Origin of the sequence: Pseudoalteromonas sp. BSi20652 (assembly GCF_000239855.1) — a bacterium.
Taxonomy (GTDB): domain Bacteria; phylum Pseudomonadota; class Gammaproteobacteria; order Enterobacterales; family Alteromonadaceae; genus Pseudoalteromonas.
Map to the genome: position 1 here is coordinate 1 of NZ_BADT01000082.1, position 17,596 is coordinate 17,596.

General features: G+C 38.0%; 14 protein-coding genes. 9 read left to right on the plus strand and 5 right to left on the minus strand.

Annotated features, from left to right (window positions below):
* Positions 1-903, minus strand: a 903-nt coding sequence (locus tag P20652_RS17860; protein WP_050548200.1) for a LysR family transcriptional regulator, incomplete at its 3' end; no start/stop codon positions are given.
* Positions 904-1,019: 116 nt separating this feature from the next.
* Here P20652_RS17860 and P20652_RS11535 point away from each other — a divergent pair.
* The 3 genes from P20652_RS11535 (at position 1,020) to P20652_RS11525 (ending at position 2,754) form a co-directional block, all read left to right on the plus strand.
* Complete coding sequence (locus tag P20652_RS11535) at positions 1,020-1,643, plus strand: glutathione S-transferase (protein ID WP_008167764.1); 624 nt, start codon at positions 1,020-1,022, stop codon at positions 1,641-1,643.
* 533 nt (positions 1,644-2,176) lie between these two features.
* Positions 2,177-2,347 carry a hypothetical protein gene (locus tag P20652_RS11530; protein ID WP_007375222.1) on the plus strand — a complete coding sequence of 57 codons (171 nt, stop codon included), beginning with the start codon at positions 2,177-2,179 and terminating at the stop codon, positions 2,345-2,347.
* Entirely contained in the window at positions 2,347-2,754 is a 408-nt protein-coding gene (locus P20652_RS11525) for a type II toxin-antitoxin system death-on-curing family toxin (protein ID WP_008167765.1), read from the plus strand. Before P20652_RS11530 ends, P20652_RS11525 begins: the two co-directional genes overlap by 1 nt.
* Before the next feature lie 86 nt (positions 2,755-2,840).
* Here P20652_RS11525 and P20652_RS20815 read toward each other — a convergent pair whose 3' ends face one another.
* Positions 2,841-4,226 carry a 2Fe-2S iron-sulfur cluster-binding protein gene (locus P20652_RS20815; RefSeq protein WP_008167766.1) on the minus strand — a complete coding sequence of 462 codons (1,386 nt, stop codon included), beginning with the start codon at positions 4,224-4,226 and terminating at the stop codon, positions 2,841-2,843.
* On the minus strand, positions 4,213-4,980 hold the full coding sequence (locus P20652_RS20820) for a hypothetical protein (protein ID WP_008167767.1): 768 nt from the start codon (positions 4,978-4,980) through the stop codon (positions 4,213-4,215). The genes P20652_RS20815 and P20652_RS20820 overlap by 14 nt, the downstream gene beginning before the upstream one ends.
* A gap of 396 nt (positions 4,981-5,376) precedes the next feature.
* Here P20652_RS20820 and nirB point away from each other — a divergent pair, with 396 nt between their 5' ends.
* The 4 genes from nirB (at position 5,377) to P20652_RS11505 (ending at position 10,688) form a co-directional block, all read left to right on the plus strand.
* On the plus strand, positions 5,377-7,950 hold the full coding sequence (nirB, locus tag P20652_RS11520) for a nitrite reductase large subunit NirB (RefSeq protein WP_008167769.1): 2,574 nt from the start codon (positions 5,377-5,379) through the stop codon (positions 7,948-7,950).
* On the plus strand, positions 7,937-8,290 hold the full coding sequence (gene nirD / locus P20652_RS11515) for a nitrite reductase small subunit NirD (protein ID WP_008167772.1): 354 nt from the start codon (positions 7,937-7,939) through the stop codon (positions 8,288-8,290). Before nirB ends, nirD begins: the two co-directional genes overlap by 14 nt.
* Positions 8,291-8,299: 9 nt before the next feature.
* Complete coding sequence (gene cobA, locus P20652_RS11510) at positions 8,300-9,163, plus strand: uroporphyrinogen-III C-methyltransferase (RefSeq protein ID WP_008167774.1); 864 nt, start codon at positions 8,300-8,302, stop codon at positions 9,161-9,163.
* Between the two features lie 262 nt (positions 9,164-9,425).
* Entirely contained in the window at positions 9,426-10,688 is a 1,263-nt protein-coding gene (locus P20652_RS11505) for a nitrate- and nitrite sensing domain-containing protein (protein WP_008167776.1), read from the plus strand.
* 291 nt (positions 10,689-10,979) lie between these two features.
* On the opposite strand, the gene katG is transcribed toward P20652_RS11505, so the two are convergent.
* Positions 10,980-13,133: a catalase/peroxidase HPI gene (gene katG, locus P20652_RS11500; RefSeq protein WP_008167778.1), complete on the minus strand. Its 2,154-nt coding sequence runs from the start codon at positions 13,131-13,133 to the stop codon at positions 10,980-10,982.
* Positions 13,134-13,746: 613 nt separating this feature from the next.
* Between katG and P20652_RS11495 the strand changes: the two genes are divergently transcribed.
* Together P20652_RS11495 and P20652_RS11490 are read left to right on the plus strand one after the other, a co-directional pair.
* Complete coding sequence (locus tag P20652_RS11495) at positions 13,747-15,267, plus strand: ATP-binding protein (RefSeq protein ID WP_008167779.1); 1,521 nt, start codon at positions 13,747-13,749, stop codon at positions 15,265-15,267.
* Between the two features lie 131 nt (positions 15,268-15,398).
* Positions 15,399-17,117 (plus strand): GGDEF domain-containing response regulator, encoded by a 1,719-nt coding sequence (locus P20652_RS11490; protein ID WP_008167781.1) that lies wholly within the window; start codon positions 15,399-15,401, stop codon positions 17,115-17,117.
* A 176-nt stretch (positions 17,118-17,293) separates the two neighbouring features.
* Here P20652_RS11490 and P20652_RS20825 read toward each other — a convergent pair whose 3' ends face one another.
* Entirely contained in the window at positions 17,294-17,530 is a 237-nt protein-coding gene (locus P20652_RS20825; RefSeq protein ID WP_237707107.1) for a hypothetical protein, read from the minus strand.
* Positions 17,531-17,596: the final 66 nt, after the last annotated feature.

Genomic DNA, 17,596 nt, shown 5'->3' on the forward strand with positions numbered 1-17,596 from the left:
CTTTTTTGTTTTTGGCTTAGCTTCAAACTTTTCAAATAAAAACTGAATAAACGACGTAACCTTTTGAGCCACAAACTTTCTATGCGGATAAATAGCAAATAAACCAAACTCAAAGGTTTTATAACCTTGCATAACCTGTACAAGCTTGCCCGATGCAATATCATCTCTCACCACTATTTCAGGGATTAAGCCAATACCGCCACCCGCTACAACCACCTCTTTTACAGCTTGCGGATTATTAACCGAAACACGCGAATTCACGCTTGCCGTTAATGCCTCGCCACTAGGTGAAACTAGAGGCCAATGGCGACCTATTTTAAAGTTGCTATCAATCACCGTGGCGTGTTGTTCAAGCTCGTCAACATTCGCTGGTGCACCAAAACGCTGAATATAATCGACTGATGCACATAAAATTAAGGGGTAACTGGTAATTTGCCTCGCAATTAAATTAGAGTCAGACACACTGCCAATTCTAATTGCTAAATCAACCCCCTCTTCAAGCAAATCAATTGTTTTGTCTGAAAGCACTAAATCAATACTTAAATCAGGGTATCGGCTCAGTAATTCAGGCATTAACGGCGCAAGGTTTGATTCGCCAAACGACACCGGTGCACTCACCCGAAGCTTGCCGCTGGCAAGGGCTGTTTGACCCGATAAGTTATCGAGCATTTCGCTATAGCTTTCAATTACCGGCACTACGCTTGCGTAATAACTTTGCCCCGCTTCGGTAATCGAAATTCTACGCGTGGAGCGGTTAAATAATCTAACCCCTAAGTCTTGCTCTACAATGCCCACATATTTACTAACCAGCGCCTTTGAAAGCCCTAGTCTGTCGCCTGCGGCTGTAAAAGAGCCTGTTTCAACAACCGCGATGATTGTTTTAATGCCAATAATAGTATCCATGATTGTCAATATAGCATTGACATTTATTCCTTACTAGCTTGGTTTTTCAAAACTGATAATAGTGAAAGAATAGCGTTATTAAAAATCACTATTCAAAATTAAAAACAGGACAACCCATGAGCAACCTAACGCTATACCGTTTTACTTTATCTGGTCATTCTCATCGTGCAGAGCTATTTACATCGCTTTTAAAGCTTGATGTAAATATGGTTGATGTTGCACTGCAAGACGGCGCGCAAAAGCACGCTGACTTTCTAAAAATGAATATTTTTGGACAAGTACCGGTACTTAAAAACAACGACGACATTATTAACGATTCAAACGCTATTTTAGTGTACTTAGCACAAAAATTTGATGCTAACAGAACCTGGTACCCTGAAGATATTACTGTTCAAGCACACATTCAGCGCTGGTTGAGCGTTGCTGCAGGACTTGTGGCTTCAGGTCCGTGTTCGGCGCGTTTAGTTACGGTATTTGGCGCAGAGCTTGATCATCAAAACGCGATAAACATTGCCCACACATTATTTAAAACAATGGATGCGTACTTACAAAATCGCGAGTACTTAGTAGGCACACAGCCTACTATTGCCGACATTGCCAACTTTTCGTACATAGCACACGCACCAGAGGGCGGCGTATCGCTTGAGCAATACCCAAATATTTTAAGATGGTTAAACAACGTTCGTAAACTTGACGGCTTTATAGCAATGCCTGAAACAAAAGCAGGTTTACTCGCTTAGTTTTAAGTTTTTAATACTGTTTTAAAAGAGGCTATTAAGCCTCTTTTTTGTGTTTGTTGAAATTAAATCTGAAATTTAGTGTAAGTGAATAGGCTGATATTTTGACTGGCAGACAACTATTAATTCAATTATTTGATACAAATCTATGCGAATAATACTGTGAGAAATTTCATGTGAAAATAAGGGGAATTCTTTCTGATAGAGCAGTTAGAAGATATCTAAAATTTCGCGGTAGGAATAAATATGGGAGAGCACTCAGAGCTTCGCGAAATGTATGGCGGTATCACAATGCCTGAAACAAAAGTAAGTTTACTTGCCCAGTGATAAAAGCTTACTAATGTTTTAATAGAAGTCATCGTGCTTTTTTTATAAGTTTCAAATGTACTATTTACACGTTTAAAAACTTAGAGATTATTTCATAAGCTCATTTTTTAATTAATTTTCGCTGTTAGAGTTATTCTACAACCTTGCCATGTTCTCTTTCATAATATAGATGTATACTCAACTTAATACGTTATCAAAAGGTGATTGTGATGAATAAAAAAGTAGAAGCTTACGGCGTTTCAGCAGTTGCTAGACCTAAGATTAAAGCAACTAAAATTTTAGATTTATCTGGGGAATCAGGTAAGCAAATTGTAAAATCTGAAGCTAAACTAGCTATAAGAACACACAGAAAAACATTTACTAAATTGGCTCATATGTAATGGAAATAATTTGCTTTCCATTTGAAAGGGTTGTTGAAATTAATGCTTTTATTTTAGAAAGTGAACCCGGTATGAAAGGTGCTGTCGACATTCCTAAATTACAGGGTGCTTTAGGGCGAATAGATAATGCAATTATCTACGATGGATTGGATGATGTATTTGAAATAGCAGCTAAATATACAGCAAGTATAGCTATAGCTCATGCATTACCTGACGCAAATAAACGAACAGGGCTAGTTGTTGGTCTAGAGTATTTGTCATTGAATGAATACGAATTAACTAGCGATAACGATTTAATAGCTGATGCTGTAAAAGATTTAGTTATCGGTGAAATTAGTGAAAATGATTTTGCTGATGTATTGTATGCACAGTATTTTCAAGAAAACCCTACCAATAAAAATACATAATCGGATAGCTAAATAGTCATTACCTAAAACAGTATTAATTCCATTTTGAGCTTCGCGAATTTTTACACCTCAAGTGCAATTTTAACCTACAGCTCTAAATCAAGTATCTCCACGCCTTTAGCAGGTACGGCGCAGCAAATTAGCGCCTGCCCTGTCTCTACTGGGTAGCTTACGTTATTGCGATACACTACGGCGCCTGCGTTTATTTTTACGGCGCAACTGCCGCAGCTGCCGTTTCGACAGCCAAATTCAGGTTCTAAACCATGGGATTCGGCTACATTAAGTATAGTGTTATCGCCTTTATTCCAGCGTTGTTCAAAGCCCGATTTACTGAATTTAATCACGGTGTTGTCGGCTTCCTCAGTGCTAATCTCTTTGCTTTTATTAGGTGCTTCGTTTGTGTTAAGCACTTGGGGCTTAATAATGGAGGGCCCAAATGCTTCAGCAAATATGTTTTTGTCCTGCACACCGAGCAATAACAGTTCGTTATATACGTGTTGCATAAACGCATCAGGTCCGCATAAAAAGAACTCGTAATCATCAAGTGGTGAATAGTACCTAAACACATCCGCATTTATGCGCCCTTTTAAATCAAAGCTCTCATCTTTTAAATTAGAGCCACCGCCTTGCTTTTCATCAAGCTCAGGCTGAGATAAAAGTGAGTAGTAATCAATTGCGCCGCCACTCGTGTCTGCAAGTGTTTTTAGCTCGTTATAAAACGCACGCTGCTGTTTATTTTTAGCACTGTGAAAAATATGCAACGGGCGAGTATAACGGGTTCTTAACCCTTCATTGGCAATATGTTTAGCCATTGAGATCATAGGTGTAATACCTATTCCGCCACCAATGAGTACCGCTGGTTTAGTATTGGTTGAGTCAATAAAAAATTGCCCTTGTGGGTATTTAGCTAAAATAACGTCACCTACTTTTACGTTATTATGAAAGTAGTTAGACACCTCGCCATTTAGCTCTTTTTTAATCGATAACCGATAAAATAGTTCATGCGGGCTCGATGACACGGTGTAGGTTCTAATAACAGGTTTGCTATTACTGTTATTGCTATTACTATTGCTACGACTTTTACTTGGTATTTGCACAGTTAAATGCTGCCCAGCTTTAAACGGTAACAAGGTTGTATTGTTATGCCCTTCTAAATAAAAGGAGGTAATTACATTACTTTCTTTAATTATTTTGGTTACTTTTAAAGGCTGCCAAGTATGTTTTAGTTTTTTGGCTTGTTTGTTTTTATCAGCCTCAAGCCACGTGCCCGTCATTTTAGTATTAGGGGAATAAGCATCAAATTTAGCACTAAACGGGAGTAAGTTTTTAAGCCACATTCCTTTAGTGAGGTTAAATTTCCAGCCTCGGTCTGCGCCAATAAAGCCTTCAAGCTCTGGGTGCCCGTCCCATAAAATTTCAACACTGCCGGTAAGCATTAATACATTACCCGTGTCAAAATCAGGAAATAACAAACCTGCTTTTGGGTTTAATAAAAGTTACCCAAGGTATTAAAAAATTGTTACCTGCGTAATCAGGAATCGTTAATGTATTGCCTTCTCGCTTTACAAAACCCGGCAACCCACCACGGTGAGAAACATCAACCCCTTCAATTTTTGGATTGTTTTTTGCCGTTATAAAGCTCGAAACAAAAAATGTATCGGTGGTGTCAATTAACGTACTGGCTGCGTTATCAAGTGTATTAAATTCAACTTTTTGTACCGCATTACTTTTAACTAAAGGATCTCTATTAAACGTTAAGTCGCGCGTTTGAATATACTGCGGGCAATTTCCAAAGGATTGATCAACACTAAAACTCACTTTATTATTACTAATTGCCTCACCTACGCGCACATTTAAACGGTTACGCCTACGCGTATTTAGCTCAATGCCTAATAAACCAATTGGCGAGCCGGCAATATTTAACGTGCCATGTAAGGGGTCGTTTTTATCAACCGCGTGGGTCATTAATAACGACGTGGGTGTGGGTGAGCTTAAAAAGCCAGGCTGCCCTGAAACAATAGATACCCACACATCGGCGTTTTCATCAACACTGCCTGCAACCACAAATGGTAACTGCTCAAAAAAGGCTTGATGCTGCTTTGGCATAAATGAGCGCACGGCACGTTTGCCAAACGTTGCCATTATTTCTCGTTTACCGAGTTTGTCTTGTATTGCCAGCTCGCCTTCATGAAAAGGTGAAGCATCTATTGAGTTTGTGTTTACCATTTTGCCCGTAAATTTATGTGCGTATTTTATGGGTTAAATTTAACTCAATACACAATGAATGATAATGGGCGTTTTATTGACTGATAATGCACAAAACAATGACAATACTTGCACCCTCTTAGTGCCCGGTGCGCACCAACATATTACAAAATAGGTTTTATCCTCACTCTAAAAACACATTAAATACTATTTAAACAATAACTTAAAAAAACTGGCTGTGTTTTTGCAAATGTTCTATTAACAAGCCCATTTTACTTACGGCAAAAATTTAGGTTGTTAGCACAAAAGCGATTAGCAACCATCGGCAAAGAAGCCCGCATACAGTTATGCATTATGCATATTTGTGGCGGGCTTTTTTGTTAATTGTATTTAAACCGTCACTTTAAGGAATGCCCTATGCAAACCTCGCAAAAAATACTCATTATTGGTAATGGTATGGTCGGACACCACTTTGTTGAGCAAATGCGCCAAAGCGATGCCAACGCAGACATTACAGTACTTTGCGGAGAAGCAAATCTTGCATACGATCGCGTGTACTTATCAAGTGTATTTGATGGCAAAACCGCTGCCGATTTAGCACTTACCACTCACGACAACTATAAACAGCTTAATATTAATGTACATACCAGCCAGTGGGTTGAAGGCATTGATAGAGCTGCAAAAATAGTCACTACGCTAACGGGTGAGCAATACCCGTACGACAAACTTGTACTCGCGACAGGGTCGTTCCCGTTTGTGCCGCCTATAAAAGGTAACGACCAACCCCATTGTTTGGTGTATCGCACATTAGAAGATTTAGAACAAATAAAAGCCAGTGCCGCTGTAAGTAAAAGCGGTGTTGTTATTGGTGGTGGTTTGTTAGGGCTTGAAGCTGCAAACGCCATTAAGCAACTAGGACTTGATACCCACGTAGTTGAATTTGCACCGCAGCTTATGGCAGTTCAGCTTGATGGACAAGGCGGTACGCTACTAAAAAATAAAATAGAAAAACTCGGCGTAACAGTACACACATCAAAAGCAACCAGCGAAATAGTAAAAGGCGAAACGAGTCGCTTTAGATTAAATTTTTCGGACGAGTCATTTTTAGAAACAGATCTGATTTTGTTCTCTGCTGGTATTCGCCCGTACGATCAGCTTGGCAAAATTGCTGATTTAGAGCTCGGTGAGCGCGGCGGTATTATTATTAATAACCAATGCCAAACATCAGATCCGGATATTTTAGCCATCGGCGAATGTGCTTTGTGGGACAAAAAACTATTTGGTTTAGTTGCACCGGGTTACAACATGGCGCGCGTTGCAGCGAGCCAATTAAGTGGCGGCGAGCTTGAGTTTTTAGGTGCTGATATGAGCACAAAACTTAAGCTGTTAGGCGTAGAGGTAGGATCAATTGGCGACGCTCACGCAAAAACGCCCAACTGTAAAGAGCTTATATACCAAGACGCTATTCGTGGCTGTTATAAAAAAATCATACTAAGTGAAAAAGGCGATAAATTACTGGGCGCTGTACTAGTTGGCGATACCAGCGACTACGATACTTTATTGCAGTACATGCTTAACGACATGGATTTACCAGAAAACCCTGAGTGTTTAATTTTACCAGATAGCGGCGGCGCGCCGTCGTTATCGGGCAGTGCCCTACCCGACACCGCCACTATTTGTTCGTGTCACAATGTGAGTAAAGGCGACATTATAGGTGAAATTGATGGCGGCTCATGCGATTTAGCCTCGGTAAAATCATGCACTAAAGCAGCAAGCGGCTGTGGTGGTTGTGCCGCGTTACTAAAATCAGTTGTTGATAACGAATTAGCGAGTCGTGGTGTTGAAGTAAACAACCATGTATGTGAGCACTTTGCGTATTCACGCCAAGAACTACTGCACATGGTAAAAGTAGAAAGCATTAAAACATTTGATGATTTACTAACAAAACACGGCAGCGGTCATGGCTGTGAAATATGTAAACCTGCCATTGGCTCTATTTTAGCCTCAACGTGGAACGACTTTATTTTAGAGCCCGCCCATGTTGGCTTGCAAGACACAAACGATACGTACCTCGCAAATATGCAAAAAGATGGTTCGTACTCTGTAGTACCGCGTATTGCTGGCGGCGAAATAACGCCCGACAAACTCATTGTAATTGGACAAGTAGCCAAAGACTTTAACCTGTACTGTAAAGTCACTGGCGGTCAGCGTATTGATTTATTTGGTGCACGCTTAGAAGAGCTTCCTGTTATTTGGGAGCGACTTATCGAAGCCGGATTTGAAACAGGACATGCCTATGGTAAGTCTCTTAGAACCGTTAAATCGTGTGTGGGTAGTACGTGGTGTCGTTATGGTGTGCAAGACAGCGTTGGACACGCAATAGAAATAGAAAATCGCTACAAAGGGTTACGTGCACCGCATAAATTTAAAATGGCGGTATCGGGTTGTACTCGCGAATGCGCCGAAGCACAAAGTAAAGATATTGGCATTATAGCCACCGAAAACGGCTGGAACTTATATGTGTGTGGTAATGGCGGTATGCGCCCTCGCCATGCTGATTTATTTGCAACCGATTTAGACACGCCAACACTGATTAAATACATTGACCGCGTAATTATGTTTTACATCAAAACGGCTGACAAATTACAGCGTACGTCGGTATGGATGGAAAACCTTGAAGGCGGTTTAGACTACCTTAAAAGCGTAGTCATTGATGACAGCTTAGGCATTTGCGACGAGCTAGAAGCGCAAATGGAATTAATTACACAAACCTATGCGTGTGAGTGGAAAAAAGCGATAGAAAGCCCAGATGCAGCCAAACGATTCCGCCAGTTTGTTAATAGCCCCGAAACCGACGACAACATTTTGTTTGTGCAAGAACGTAACCAAATTCGCCCAGCTACAGAAGCCGAAAAACGTGAGCAACGTAATACACAAAACCGTATTCCAGTAATGGAAGTTAAAGAGGAGCAAGCTGATGTCTTGGCATAATATTGGAACAATCGACAACCTAGTAGCTAATAGCGGCGTATGCGCATTAGTTAATAATCAGCAAGTGGCTATTTTTTATATTCCGCAAAACCCAACGGCTGTGTTTGCCATTAGCAACTACGACCCTATTGGCAAAGCCAATGTATTATCGCGTGGCATTATTGGCTCAATCGACAATAAATTAGTTGTCGCATCGCCTTTATATAAGCAACACTTTTGCCTAGAAACAGGCGAATGTTTAGAAGCAGAAGCAATACACTTACCGGTTTTTAATGCAAAAATTGAAGACGGCAGTGTATTTATAAGCGCTGAACCAAAAGTTACAACAGCTGTAGCTTAGGGGAATAGTATGAGTGTATTGTCTTATTTTTCGGGTATTGAAAACGCGTGGCTAAATAAGCTTGTTGCTAAGCTAACAAGCTCAAATGATCGCAGTGCTAAAAGCGGCAATGTTTATATAATTGGTGCGGGCCCAGGAGACGCAGAGCTAATTACGGTAAAAGCGCAGCGACTAATTAATACAGCCGATGTTGTTTTATACGATTGGTTAGTAAGCGATGATTTATTAAAAACGCTACCTAAAAAAGCGCAGCGTGTATTTGTAGGTAAACGTGCGGGTAAGCATTCGATGACCCAAGCTAACATATGCGAACTACTGGTTAAATACGCGCAACAAGGCTTAAACGTAGTGCGTTTAAAAGGAGGCGATCCGAGTATATTTGCACGTATTAACGAAGAAGCCGATGCGCTTACTAAGCATAATATTAATTTTGCTATTGTGCCGGGTGTCACAACGGCTTGTGCTACGTCCGCTTATACGGGTATTCCGCTCACTGCACGCGATGTAGCACGCAGCGTTACGTTTTTAACGGCGCAGTTTGCCGATCCTAACAAGCAACCTCATTGGCAAAATTACGCGTTTATGCCTGGAAACAACAACCCCACTTTAGTGGTTTATATGGGGCTTTCGCGCTTACAAGCGCTAAGCAGCGGTTTGCAATCAGTGGGCTGGCCAAGTAATACACCCATTGCACTAATAGAGAATGCCACTACCACTAAGCAAAAAGTAATTACCAGTACGCTTGAACAGGTAGTAAATGAGCATGCTAAAAACAACCTTCAAGGTCCTACCCTAATTATGATTGGCGAAGTAATAAATCATAAAATGGCTATCAGCCCAGAGTTACTAAACAGTGTAAATGTTAACGCATGATACAAAATGAATAATGCACTTTTCGCGCTTACTACCTCCCCAGGAGTAGGCGCTTTTTTGTTTTTAATCTAGGTGCAACATTGCAATTTAATGCACCAAAAAAGTTAAAAACAACTGAAATTTTAGTTATATAAACATGATGAGGTACCAAGCTTAAAATTCAAGCTATTGTTTTATATTGATTTTAAATTCAATCATGAAATTTATTAATGATTGGAACAGTGGTTGCACTTTAAAAACAAAAAAGTGTGGAATACTATCAATGGCGACAAGCAATCCTCTCACAAAACAGTTTTTATTAGCGGCTAAGTATCAAGAAATACACGCGCTAAAGCAATTGCAAAACAGTTGTGCCTCGCTTACTAGATTAGGCGACTTTGTACATCAGTTACAAAAAGAGCGCGCAATGAGTAATATATTTTTAGCCTCAAACCGAGAACGATTTAAAACACAACTCCAGCAGCAAATTCACATAAGTTACGATGCGCAAACCGCATTTTATGATTCACTCAAACAAACTTACATCAATGATAATGCTGATACCGGTCATACTCGATTATTTAATTTAATTGCGCATAGCTTACAATCTCTTGATGCATTACCATTATTGCGCAATCAAATAGCACAACAAAATATTAGCGCCGTGCATGCCACGCAATCATTTACACAACTAATAACAAATTTGCTTAATATTATTTTAGAGGCTGCAGATGGTGCAAGTGATCCTAAAGTAACACGGTTACTGGTGGCATTTTTTAATTTTATGCAAGGTAAAGAATACGCAGGACAAGAGCGCGCATGCGGTGCACAGGCCTTTGCTGCAAGTAAATTTACAATAGAACAAAAGCAACAACTTGCACATTTTGTGCAAGAACAAAACCATAGTTTTGACTTTTTTTATGAATACGCTGATGAACATTTATTAAAGTGTTATGCCACGCTAACAACGCATCAGGTTAATAATCAGGTAGAACAACTTAGAAGTTTATTGCAAAAGCTTGATGATGAGAACGCTCAACCGCTCTCACAACTTAGCGAGGTATGGTATGAGGTAACGACTACTCGCATTGATATAATGCATAAAATAGAGCAAAACATTGCTGATAACTTAATTGATACAGCTGCAATGCAAATAGCTTGTGCCCAACGTAATTTAAATACCAATAAAAAAGTGCTTAATACCATAAACGAACAACAAATCGCACCTATCGTGGGTCAATTAGCGATTAAACAACCTGATCCCGAAATACAACCCAATGTCGCTGTTGATAAGCTTAACAGTAATAAAAGTATGTACGATTTAATCATTGATCAAAGCCAGCATATTAAACTAATTAACCAAGCCCTAATTGATGCTAAAAAGGTAATTAGTGAGCAAAAAATTATTCACCAAGCAAAATACCTACTTATTGAACAGCTAAAAATAAGTGAAGAACAAGCCCATAAACAGCTGCAAAAACAAGCTATGAATACGCATAAAACCTTGTACAGCGTTGCAAAAGAAATTGTGGCATTAAATGATTAATTAAAGTAAAGATCGAGTTAGGTTGAGTTGATAAATAGTATTCAACCTGAGCTTTGGGTAAGATAATTTAGTAAATTAAACGCAGTTAATGCTCAAAATTACTGTATGAGATGATGAGTACATGTAATTTTAATGATTAAATTACAGTTACTATCTTCAATTTTTAAAATAATATTGCCTAAACAATAAATCCAGATGCGTGATACGCATCTGGATTTATGTTTTATATAAACAACGTTTTATCAAACATCTCCATGCTGTAATACTTAACACCATGAAGGTCTAATTTAATTAAACTAGGTCGAAGCGATCTGCATTCATAACTTTTGCCCATGCAGCAACAAAGTCTTTAACAAATTTTTCTTTGTTATCGTCTTGTGCATAAACTTCAGCGTACGAACGAAGTATTGAGTTAGAACCAAATACCAAGTCAGCTCTTGTCGCAGTCCACTTAACCGCCTTTGTCGCTGTATCTTGAATCTCATAAGAGTTACGACCAGTTGGCACCCATGAGTTGCTCATATCAGTTAAGTTAACAAAAAAGTCGTTAGTTAATGCGCCCTCGTTATCTGTAAATACGCCATGTTTAGTCCCAGCGTAGTTAGTACCAATAACACGCATACCGCCAATAAGTACTGTCATTTCTGGCGCTGTTAAACCCATCAATTGAGTACGGTCAAGTAACATTTCTTCTGGTGTTACTGTGTAGTGCTGCTTTTGCCAGTTACGGAAACCATCATGAACAGGTTCAAGTACTGCAAATGACTCATTATCAGTCATCTCTGCTGTTGCATCACCACGACCAGCCAAGAACGGCACTGTTACTTTAAAACCTGCTGCTTCAGCCGATTTTTCAATACCCACATTACCAGCTAAAACAATTACATCTGCAATGCTTGCACCGGTCTCATTAGCGATAGCTTCAAGAATTGTTAGTACTTTAGCTAAACGCACAGGCTCATTACCTTCCCAATCTTTTTGAGGTGCAAGACGAATACGAGCGCCATTTGCGCCACCACGTTTATCCGAACCACGGTAAGTTCTTGCACTATCCCATGCGGTAGTAACAAGCTCACTTAGTGTTAAATCAGTTGCTGCAATTTTAGCTTTAACGGCATCAACATCGTAACTTGTGTTCCCAGCTGGTATAGGATCTTGCCAAATTAGCTCTTCTTTAGGTACATCTGGACCAATGTAGCGTGTTTTTGGGCCTAAATCACGGTGAGTCAATTTAAACCATGCACGTGCAAATACTTCTGAAAAGTAGTCTTGGTCTTGCGCAAATTTCTCTGAAATTTTACGGTACGCAGGATCTACTTTCATTGCCATGTCGGCATCAGTCATCATTGGGCTGTGTCGTGTTGTTAAATCTTCAACGTCAACTGGCTTTTTATCTTCTGGGAGATTGATTGGCTCCCATTGTGTTGCACCCGCTGGGCTTTTTTTCAATTCCCAATCATAATTAAGTAACAGATCAAAGAAACCATTATCCCATTTTGTAGGGTTAGAGGTCCACGCCCCCTCTATACCGCTTGTTACCGTGTCTCGGCCAATGCCTCGTTTAGTTTTATTTAACCAACCAAAACCTTGATCTTCTAATTCACCACCTTCAGGGTCTGCCTCAATTTGCGAAACGTCACCATTACCATGGGCTTTACCTACAGTATGTCCACCGGCGGTTAAAGCAACGGTTTCTTCGTCGTTCATTGCCATACGTTCAAAAGTAACGCGTATATCATTGGCTGTTTTTTGTGGATCTGATTTGCCGTCTACGCCCTCTGGATTAACGTAAATAAGGCCCATCATTACTGCAGCTAACGGATTTTCTAAGTCACGCTCGCCAGAATAGCGAGACCCTTCACTGCCACTTGGTGCTAGCCATTCTCTTTCTGAACCCCAGTAGATATCTTTTTCTGGGTGCCAAATGTCTTCTCGACCAAAAGCAAAACCAAATGTTTGTAAGCCCATTGACTCATAAGCCATAGTACCGGCATACGCGATTAAATCTGCCCAGCTGAGTTTATTGCCATATTTTTTCTTGATTGGCCAAAGTAAGCGGCGTGCTTTATCAAGGTTTGCATTATCAGGCCAAGAGTTTAAAGGGGCAAAACGTTGGCTACCCGATGCTGCGCCACCACGACCATCTGAAATGCGGTAAGTACCTGCTGAATGCCAAGTCATGCGAATCATTAGTCCACCATAGTGACCCCAGTCAGCTGGCCACCAAGGCTGGCTGTCTGTCATTAATGCCAGCATATCTTTTTTTAGCGCTTCAACGTCAAGCGATTTTACAGCTTCACGATAATCAAAATCTTCTTCTAATGGATTTGTTTTTGTATCATATTGATGAAGAATGTCTAGATTTAGCGCTTTTGGCCACCAAACCTTATTTGCATCAGTTGATGTAGCGCCGCCATGCATTACTGGACACTTACTATTAGACATAGATAATTTTTCCTACTTTAGAATGAAATAATTTATTGTTCACATCAAGTACGATGTGTCTTTAACAACACTATTACTTATTACTTGCTATAAATGAAACTGTTTATTCCTAACATGTAGATAGGTTTTACCTATCACTAATTTTAGTCAAACACCTAAAAAAGCATATAAGAATGCTGTGATTTATTTATAGCACACCAGAAAAGTTAATATACCAAGAAAGATTCGAATAAATAGGTTAGTGTTCATTAAATACCCCCCTACTTTATTGACCACACGTTACAGCTATTAATCTTCAGAGAAATGCTCTCAAAACATCTGCCTCATCTAGCTATTATTAATAAATTAGTTGGAAAAATCTCGTTGTAACTAAACAAACACAAGCATTTAGATAAACCTGTGGGCATACAATTAAATACCTCAAACATGTTTGCAATAACTAAAACTATGACTCAAATACATTACCTAAAATAGAGTAAGACCTTAATTTAGATACTAATTTATATAAATAAATAATTTAAACATATTAAAAAAATCGACTACACTAAGTTAATAGATTGTTACACTAGCTACCGTTATAAAAGCTTGGGCCGTTAATATTAAAGGGTTATTAATGCATAATGAAGAAAGTTATGTCGGGGACATATCATTAAAAAATGTAAAAACAATGGATGCTTTTTTCGATAAGGATATTCGAACAAACTTAAACAACATAACAGAGCTGGTATTAAATATTTTTGATGCTAGAGCCTCCTCTATTGTTATGCAAACGCCTCAAAAACCAGTTGAATTATGCCAACACGGTTCAGAAATAACGCTTACCAAAGATGACTTGCTAAGTGACATACTCACTGAAATTGTTATTGAAAGTGAATCATTAGGTACTTCAGGTGATTCATTAAATGCAAATTTAAAAACGTTTAAGGTGGTGTTACCTATTTTTTTACCATCAAACCTTAAATTTGGCTGGTTAGTGTTTGAGCGAAAGAGCAATTCTTTATTAACTAAAAAAGAAACAAAAATATTAAATACATTACAAAAAAACATTGTTACTCAATTAGCGCAACGAAATACTCTATTTGAACAAGCAAAAGATTTAGCATTTCATTCAACTATCTCAAAACTAAATAGAGATTTTATTTTTATAAAAGATGAAGACTTTAAATTTATATATATAAATGATGCATTTAAAAGTGTTTACCCTAAAAAAATGCAAAACAAAATAATCGGCTTTACTACGCTTGAAAATTACGACGATGAAGAAGCTAAAATATTTTTAGCCCAAGACCAAATTGCGTTAGATTGTGGCATTAGTAAAATAGTAGAAAACTTACATTTCCCTAATGGTTCACACATTATTGTAGAAACAATAAAGCAGCGTTTTGAAGATGATTTTGGAAAACGCTATATTTTAGGCGTCTGTAGAGACATAACTGAAAAAGAAAATCTAATTATTAAACTGCAAAAAGCGAATAGTGAACTAGATGAGTTTACAAGTATTGCTTCACACGACCTAAAGTCTCCATTGAATGCAATCAAGCGTTTATTAGAGTGGATCTCTGATGATTGTAAACATTTACTTCCTAAAGAACATCTAGAAAACTTTCAATTAGTCATTAATCGCACGAATAGAATGCAGGTATTATTACAAGATTTATTAAGCTACTCAAAAATAAACAGCTGTGACTCAACTGTTTCAAACCTGTCTTTAGAAAAAACTTACCGCGATATTGCAGAAATTTTAGAGATTCCTGAAACGGTCACCGCTGTTATAAATGCTAATAACACATTGTTGAATTTACCTACGCTTCCTTTTAAGATAGTTTTTCAACATATTATTTGTAATGCAATAAAACATAATAATAAAGAGCATCGTGTTATAAATATTTCTCTTCTTCCCAGTGATCACTATTATATTATTGAAATAACAGATAATGGTCCGGGTATAGATCCTAAATATTTTTCACTCATTTTTAAATTATTTCAAACTTTGCAATCTCGTGATGATGTCGAAGGCAGTGGTATTGGGCTTTGCGTAGCGAAAAAAATAATCACTAATTATGGTGGCAAAATTGAAGTAACCTCCGATGGAATGCTTGGCAGTACATTTACTCTTTATTGGCCGAAAATTTAGGTATATAGTTATTTTTCTTATTCGGCTACTCTATTTTTTGTCACTTTAACTGGATTTACGTATTTAAACTATTTGATAAAACTATCACTTATAAATGGTTATTATCACAAGACTATTGTTGAAAGGAACTTATGTATATTTTAATTGTTGATGATGACTTAGTTGACCGTAAATTAATTAAAAAAATGCTTATTTCAGATGGCTCTCATCATCATGATATTACTGAGGTAACGTGCGTATCCGAGGGCTTAAAAGCCATTGAAAACAAGCACTTTGATATAATACTACTCGATTATAATATGCCTAAAAAAGATGGCATTGAAATGCTAATTGAAATGCGTGCAAAGCCTAAACTCGGTAACACCGCAATTATCATGATTAGCTCCTCAGAGAATACAGATTTGGCTATTGAGTGTATAGAAGCCGGGGCTCAAGACTTTTTACCTAAAGGTGAAATAACAATAAAAAGTTTAAGTAAGGCACTTATATATGCAAAAAAACGTTTTGAGGCCGAACAACATACGCACAACAGTTATCTAGCTGTAAAGCATATGGCTGAGAGAGATCAGCTTACTGGTTTATCTAATCGATATCATTTTGAAGAAATTCTAAAAGTGATGATAGCTAACAATAAACGCGCTAAAAACTGCGTGGCGTTACTTGCTTTAGATTTAGATAACTTCAAAAATATTAATGATACGCTTGGGCATACTGTCGGCGATGAAATTTTAATACAAACAGTAAAAAGAATTAATAGCTGCCTAAGACAAAATGAAGGATTTGCACGGTTAGGTGGCGATGAATTTGCAGTTATAATAGGTGGTATTTGCAATATTAATCAAATAGGTATGATAGCAAATAGAATATTAGCTGAAGTTTCTAAGCCCTTTTTACATGAAGGTAGAACTTTAAATTGCAGTGTTAGTATTGGAAGTGCCTTATACCCAAATGATGCCACTGAATCACATGAACTGCTAAAATGTGCTGACATTGCAATGTATCGCTCAAAGCAAAGTGGTAAAAGTAGAATCAGTTTTTATAAAGAGCAATATCAATATGAATTTAGTCGCCGAGTAGATATTCAAAATAGTATAAAAGAGCACATAGAAGAAAAAAACTTTAGGCTATTTTATCAACCAGTTTACTGCTCAAAAACACAAATAATGACAGGTGTCGAAGCCCTGATCCGTTGGCCAGATACAACCGTTAATTATACCCCTGATGAGTTTATTCCTATTGCTGAAGAGTGCCGTTTAATAGCGCCCCTTGGGAAATGGATAATTACGAGCGCTATAAAGCAGTTATCTTTGTGGCAAAAAAACTATCAAACACCATTAACTCTATCGATCAACATATCACCCATACAGTTGCAAAAAGAGGTTTTACAAACGCATCTATTAAAGACAGTCGAAAAATACAACTTAAAAACCAGTAGTATTATTCTTGAAATAACAGAAACAGCTTTGATGGAAAACAGTAAAGAAGTAATTGAAATATTAACTTCTTTATCTAACAAGGGGTTTAGAATTGCTTTGGACGACTTTGGTATGGGCTACTCATCTATATCTCATCTTATTTCCTACCCTATTGATATAGTAAAATTAGACAAAAGCATGCAATCGTTAGGTGGAGAAAATAGTAAGCGATTAAAAATAATCGAGAGCTTATCTTTAATGCTGAAAAAACTAGATTTTTCTATAGTAGCTGAAGGAATCGAAACTGAAACCCAGCATCAGCTATGTAAAGAATTAAATATAGACTATATGCAAGGTTTTCTATTTTCAAAGCCCATGCCTGCAAACGAAATTAATTTCCTACTTGATGACTATAGTAAAAAAATAAGCCTTTAATAAATAGGTTATTTTGAGCCTTTGTAAAATTGCAGTTTATATTATTTTTCGGGGGAATTACCCCAGCAAACCTATATAACTTTAAGCTACAAACCTTTAGTTTCAGCCGTATACTCAAACTAAAGGTCCCAAATCGAAATACGCCCTACCGGGTTGAAACTTAAAACGAATACAAATCAGCTGTGTTTGTCCATATGCTGACCGATGACAGCCAATACTTTTTCTTTTAATTCCGCTGCCTGAAAGCTTCCTTTTACAAGGTAACCCTTAACAAAATCGTGTGACATAATAACCTTTTTTTCTTCCTCTCGTTCAGATGAGCTAAACATCATAACCACACACGAGCTTATCTCTATCATTTTTCTGAGTTTAGAAAACGCGTCTAAAAACTGAATCCCGTTAACTCTTGGCATATTGATGTCTAAAAATATGAGTATTGGCGGAAATCCATCAGGGTGCTCTTTTCTGTTAGCTTCATA

Coding starts and splice junctions, on each gene's coding strand:
- nirD (WP_008167772.1), top strand. CDS start 7,937: ATGTCTTGGCATAATATTGGAACAATCGACAACCTAGTAGCTAATAGC.
- nirB (WP_008167769.1), top strand. CDS start 5,377: ATGCAAACCTCGCAAAAAATACTCATTATTGGTAATGGTATGGTCGGA.
- P20652_RS20820 (WP_008167767.1), bottom strand. CDS start 4,980: ATGGTAAACACAAACTCAATAGATGCTTCACCTTTTCATGAAGGCGAG.
- P20652_RS11495 (WP_008167779.1), top strand. CDS start 13,747: ATGCATAATGAAGAAAGTTATGTCGGGGACATATCATTAAAAAATGTA.
- P20652_RS11505 (WP_008167776.1), top strand. CDS start 9,426: ATGGCGACAAGCAATCCTCTCACAAAACAGTTTTTATTAGCGGCTAAG.
- P20652_RS20825 (WP_237707107.1), bottom strand. CDS start 17,530: ATGCCAAGAGTTAACGGGATTCAGTTTTTAGACGCGTTTTCTAAACTC.
- P20652_RS11525 (WP_008167765.1), top strand. CDS start 2,347: ATGGAAATAATTTGCTTTCCATTTGAAAGGGTTGTTGAAATTAATGCT.
- P20652_RS11530 (WP_007375222.1), top strand. CDS start 2,177: ATGAATAAAAAAGTAGAAGCTTACGGCGTTTCAGCAGTTGCTAGACCT.
- P20652_RS11490 (WP_008167781.1), top strand. CDS start 15,399: ATGTATATTTTAATTGTTGATGATGACTTAGTTGACCGTAAATTAATT.
- P20652_RS11535 (WP_008167764.1), top strand. CDS start 1,020: ATGAGCAACCTAACGCTATACCGTTTTACTTTATCTGGTCATTCTCAT.
- cobA (WP_008167774.1), top strand. CDS start 8,300: ATGAGTGTATTGTCTTATTTTTCGGGTATTGAAAACGCGTGGCTAAAT.
- katG (WP_008167778.1), bottom strand. CDS start 13,133: ATGTCTAATAGTAAGTGTCCAGTAATGCATGGCGGCGCTACATCAACT.